The sequence below is a fragment of the Kitasatospora sp. NPDC056651 genome (assembly GCF_042792155.1).
GTDB lineage: Bacteria > Actinomycetota > Actinomycetes > Streptomycetales > Streptomycetaceae > Kitasatospora.
On record NZ_JBHTWX010000206.1, the window covers coordinates 1 to 5,509 of the forward strand.

Below are 5,509 nucleotides of genomic sequence, written 5' to 3' on the forward strand. Positions count from 1 at the left end.
GCCTCCTCCGCCACCTCAACCCCACCACCACCACCGCACTCCAACCACTCACCACCCCACAGATCTCCTTCAACTACCTCGGCCGAATGGGCACCAGCACACTCCTCGACTGGGACGTCCTGCCGGAGCGCGGCCTGGCGGGCGGCGGCGCGGACCCGGGCATGCCGCTGGCGCACGCGCTGGAAGTCAACGCCATCACCCACGAACGACCCGACGGCCCCGTCCTGGAAGCCACCTGGTCCTGGCCCGACGGCCTGCTCACCGAAGCCGAGGTCCACCAACTGGCCCAGCTCTGGCAGGACGCCCTGCACGGCCTGGCCACCCACGCCCGCAGCACCAACGCCGGCAGCCACACCCCCTCCGACCTGCCCCTGGTCGACCTCACCCAGGACGAACTGGACGTGTACGAGGCCACCTACCCCGGCCTGGAGGACGTGCTGCCGCTCTCCCCGCTGCAGGAGGGGTTCCTCTTCCACGCCCTGCTGGACGAGCGAGACACCGACGTCTACACGGCCCAGGTGGCGTTCGACTTCGAGGGGAAGCTGGACGCGGCGGCCCTGCGCACGGCCGGCGAGCGGCTGCTCCACCGCCACCCCAACCTGCGAGCCGCCTTCCGCCACGACGGCCTCAAACGCCCGGTCCAGGTCGTGGTGCGCGACGTCCGACTGCCCTGGACCGAGGCCGACCTGACGGAACTGGGCGAAGCCGAACGCCAGGCCGAGGCCGAGCACCTCGCCGCCCGGGCCCGCGACCGCGCCTTCGACCTCCGCCGGCCGCCACTGCTCGACTTCCTGCTGGTGAAGCTCGCCCCGGAGCGACACCGGTTCGTCCTGACCAACCACCACATCCTGTGGGACGGCTGGTCCTCGGCCGTCCTGATCGGCGAACTGCTGGCGCTGTACGCCCAGCAGGGCGACGACGCGGGCCTGCCGCGAGTCACCCCGTACCGCGACTACCTGGGCTGGCTCGCCGCCCAGGACCTCGACGCGGCCCGCACCGCCTGGTCGGCCGAGCTCGCCGGGCTGGAAGGCCCCACCCTGGTCGCCCGGGAAGTGGCCGACCGGGCCGGCGTACTGCCCGAACTGCTCGTCGCCGAGCTGCCGGAGGACGTCACCGCCAGGCTCACCGAGCGGGCCCGCCAGTGCGAGGCCACGCTCAGCACGGTCGTCCAGACTGCCTGGGGCATCCTGCTGGCCCGCACCACCTCACGGGAGGACGTGGTCTTCGGGACCACCGTCTCCGGGCGCCCTCCGGAGGTCCCCGGCATCGAGAAGATGGTCGGTCTCCTGATCAACACCCTGCCGGTCCGGGTCCGGCTGCGGCCGGACGAGACCATCGCCCGGCTGCTGGCCCGGGTCCAGGAGCAGCAGACCGAACTGATCGACCACCACCATCTGGGACTCACCGAGATCCAGCAACTGGCGGGCCACGGCACGCTCTTCGACACCACCACGGTCTTCGAGAGCTACCCGCTGGACCCCTCCGCCTGGCACTCCCCCGCCGAGGGCCTGCGGCTCGCCGGGATCCAGGCGGTCGACGCCACCCACTACCCGCTCGCCCTGTCGGTGATCCCCGGCCCCCGGCTCGCGCTCCGGCTCGCCTACCGCACCGACGCGTTCCCCGCGGAGGACGCCCGCCGCTGGCTCTCCCGGCTCGAAGGGCTGCTGCGCACCATCGCCGACCAGCCGGAGCTGGGCGTCGGCCAGGTCGACATCCTCACCCCCCAGGAGCGCCACCAGCTCCTGGTCGAGTGGGGCGGCTACGGCGCCTGACGCACCACCCGGCGCACCACCGCCCCGGAGCCCGTGATCTCCGGGGCGGTGGGGCAGGGGCCCCGATATAGCGCTCGTATAGCCGGAGTATGCCGACCGGCAGAGCCGCGCTGATGAGCTAGTCCACACAACCGTGCCGGCCCTGCCCGGCCGCCCGTTCCCAAGACATTCGGAGTACTTCACCATGGCCGACGCACAGACCTCCGAGCCCACCTACCGGGTCGTCCGCAACGAGGAGGAGCAGTACTCGATCTGGTGGGCCGACCGCGACCTGCCGGCGGGCTGGACCGCCGAGGGCACCGTGGGCTCCCAGGACGAGTGCCTGACGCACATCGACGCCGTGTGGACCGACATGCGTCCGCTGAGCCTGCGCCGCCGGATGGAGGAAGCCGCCACGGCGGCCGCCGAGTAGCACCCGTCACCCGTCGCCCGTCGTCCACCGCCATCGCCGTTCACCACTCGAAGGATGCAGATGTCCAGCCAGCCGCAGCCGAACGCCCATGTCGGCGAGTCCTCGCTCACCTACGCGTTGATCGCCGGCCAAGCCGCGGCTGCGCCGGACGCCGTGGCGGTCAGCGCCGCCGGTGGTGACCTGACCTACGGCGAACTGGAGGCGCGCTCCAACCAGTTGGCGCACCTCCTGGTCACCCACGGCGCCGCCCCGGAGCGGCTGGTCGGCGTCTGCGTGCAGCGCGGCACCGACCTTCTGGTCACGCTGCTCGCGGTGTGGAAGGCCGGCGCCGCGTACGTACCGCTCGACGCCCACCACCCGCGCAGCCGCACGGAGTGGGTCCTCGAGAACACCGGCGCCGAACTGGTGGTCGTCGACCGCCGGTCGGCGGAGGCGGTGGACCGGCCCGGGGTCCGTACCCTGGTGCTCGACGACCTGCGCGAGGAGATCGCGAGCCACCCGCAGCACGCTCCGGCCACCGAGGTGACCCCGGACAACGCCGCGTACGTGATGTACACCTCCGGCTCGACCGGGCGCCCCAAGGGCGTCGTGATCAGCCACACCGGCATCGCCCACATCACCCGCCGCACCGCCGAGGAGCACCGGATCGCCGCCGGTGACCGGGTGCTGCAGAAGACCACGCTCACCTTCGACGCCTCCGCCCTGGAGCTGTTCGCCCCGCTGATCGGTGGCGCGACCGTGGTCATGGCGCCCGCCGGAGTGGAGCGGGACCCGGCCGCGATGGTCCGCGTCGTCGCGGAGAACAACGTCACCGTCCTCCAGGTGGTCCCGTCGGTCCTGCGACTGCTGGTCGAGGAGCCCGGCTGGCAGGACTGCACCTCGCTGCGCCTGCTGCTGTCGGCCGGCGAGCCGCTGCACGCCGAGCTGGTCCAGCGGGCCCGCCGGCAGAGCGAGCTGGAGGTCTGGAACGGCTACGGCCCCACCGAGTGCTCCATCAACGCGACCGAGCACCTCTTCGACGGTTCGCAGACCTCGGGCCAGATCCCGATCGGCCGACCCATCAAGGGCACCCAGGTCCTGGTCCTCGACCCGACCTTCGTGCCGGTCCCGGTCGGCGTCGTCGGCGAACTGTTCCTCGGTGGCGCGGGCGTCGCCCGCGGCTACCTGGGCCTGCCGAGCCTCACCGCCGAGCGGTTCGTCCCGGACCCGTACGGCAAGCCCGGCACCCGCCTCTACCGCACCGGCGACCTGGTCCGCTGGCGCTCCGACGGCACGTTGGAGTACGTCGACCGCACCGACCACCAGGTCAAGATCAACGGCGTCCGGATCGAGCCGGGCGAGATCGAGAACGCGCTCGCCGCGCACCCCGCGGTCCAGGCCGCGGTGATCACCTCCTTCCGCGGCACCGCGGGCTACCTGCTCGCCGCCTACGTCCGGGGCGAGGACGACCTCTCCCACGACGAGCTGCGCGCGTTCCTGCGCGAGCGGCTCCCGGCCACCCACGTCCCCTCGGTCTTCGTCCGGGTCGCGGAGTTCCCGCTGACCGCCAACGGCAAGGTCGACCGGGCCGCCCTGCCCTCCCCCGACGCGATGGCCGACCCGGCCCAGAAGGCGCGGGTCGCGCCGCGCACCACGGCCGAGCGCCAGGTCGCCAGGGCCTGGGCCGCCGTCCTCGGCACCGAGCCGCTCAGCGTGCACGACGACGTCTTCCGGCTCGGGGTCTCCTCCCTGCAGCTGACCATGCTGGCCAACCAGCTGCGCGCCGCCTCCGGCCAGGACATCCCGCTGCGCGCCCTGTTCGGCGCCGGCACCGTCGAGTCGCAGGCCCTGCTGCTCGCGCCCGGCGGCGCCCCGTCCGACCCGGTCCTGCCGATCGGCCGGGACGGCGCCCTCCCGCTCTCCTTCGGCCAACGCCGGCTCTGGTTCCTGGACCAGCTGGAACCGCGGAACCCCGAGTGGGTGACCGGCCTGTGGCTCCGCGTCCCCGAGGGCGCCGACACCCGGGACGTGCAGCAGGCCGTCGACACCGTGGTCGACCGGCACGAGATCCTTCGCACCACGTACACCGCGGTAGGCGGCGAGCCCGTCCAGATCCCGGCCGCCACCGCCACGGTGCCCGTCCGGGTCCGTGAGATCCCCCGCGAGGAGCTCACCGCGCTGCTGCGCGAGGAGCTGGGCCAGGGCTTCGACCTGACCAGCGGCCCGGTCATCCGTGTCGTGCTCGTGCGGCTCCCCGACCAGCCCGCCGGCCTCCTGGTGACGGTCCACCACATCGCCTTCGACGGCTGGTCCGCCGGCATCCTGGAACGCGAGCTGCGCACCCTGCTGGCCGACCGCGCCGCCGGCCGCGGGTCGGAGCTACCCGAGCTCACCGTCCAGTACGCCGACTACGCGACCTGGGAGCAGGAGCAGCTCACCGACGAGGTCGTCAAGCACGAACTCGAGTACTGGCACTCGATGCTGGACGACCTGACCACCGTCGAACTGCCGCTCGACCGGGTGCGCCCGGCCGTCCGCTCCGCCGCCGGCGACACCGTCCCCTTCGCCGTCCCCGCCCCTGTCGCCAAGGCCCTCCTCGGCATCGGCCGACAGCAGGGCGCCACCCCGTTCATGACGCTGCTGACCGCCTTCGCCACCCTGCTCAGCCGCTACAGCGGCCAGTGGGACGTCCCGGTCGGCACGCCGGTGACCTCCCGCAACCGCCCTGAACTCGAAGGCATGGTCGGCTTCTTCCTCAACAGCCTGGTGCTGCGCTGCCGGCTGGAGGGCGACCTCAGCTACATCGAGGCCGTCACCCGGCTGCGCGACACCTGCCGGGAAGCCTTCACCCACGACCAGCTGCCGTTCGAGCGGCTGGTGGACGAGCTCGCGGTGGACCGCGACATGTCCCGCACCCCGCTCTACCAGGTTGCCTTCGACCTGCACGACGAGCTCTTCGGCGAGACCCCGCACTCCGAGGACGGCGCCGACGACCTGACGTCGCTCCAGGAAGCCCTGACCATCGCCAAGACCGACCTGACTCTCTACATGAAGCGCCAGGCCGACGGTTCACTGGTCGGTACCTTCGAGTACGCGACCTCGATCCTGGACCGCTCGACCGTCGAGCGGATGGCTGACGGCTTCGTCCGCCTGCTGGAGTCCTTCGCCACCGACCCGCACGGCCGGCTCGAATCCGCCTCGTTGGTGTCGCGTGAGGATTCGGCGTTGCTGACAAGCTGGAACGCGACCGACCGCCCGGGCAGCGGGAACGTGAGCGTACCGGAACTGATCGAACGCCAGACCACACTCACCCCGGACACCATCGCCGTCGTCGCCGACGGCACCA

At 72.3% G+C, this 5,509-nt stretch carries 3 protein-coding genes; all 3 read left to right on the plus strand.

Annotation, left to right across the window (positions count from 1 at the left end; translation table 11 throughout):
* Positions 1 to 1,772 (plus strand): condensation domain-containing protein (locus ACFRAR_RS38165; RefSeq protein ID WP_380704959.1); only part of this gene is annotated, 1,772 nt, incomplete at its 5' end.
* A 184-nt stretch (positions 1,773 to 1,956) separates the two neighbouring features.
* Entirely contained in the window at positions 1,957 to 2,184 is a 228-nt protein-coding gene (locus ACFRAR_RS38170) for an MbtH family protein (RefSeq protein ID WP_380704961.1), read from the plus strand.
* A 60-nt stretch (positions 2,185 to 2,244) separates the two neighbouring features.
* Positions 2,245 to 5,509, plus strand: a 3,265-nt coding sequence (locus tag ACFRAR_RS38175; protein ID WP_380704963.1) for an amino acid adenylation domain-containing protein, incomplete at its 3' end; no start/stop codon positions are given.

Coding starts and splice junctions, on each gene's coding strand:
- ACFRAR_RS38170 (WP_380704961.1), top strand. CDS start 1,957: ATGGCCGACGCACAGACCTCCGAGCCCACCTACCGGGTCGTCCGCAAC.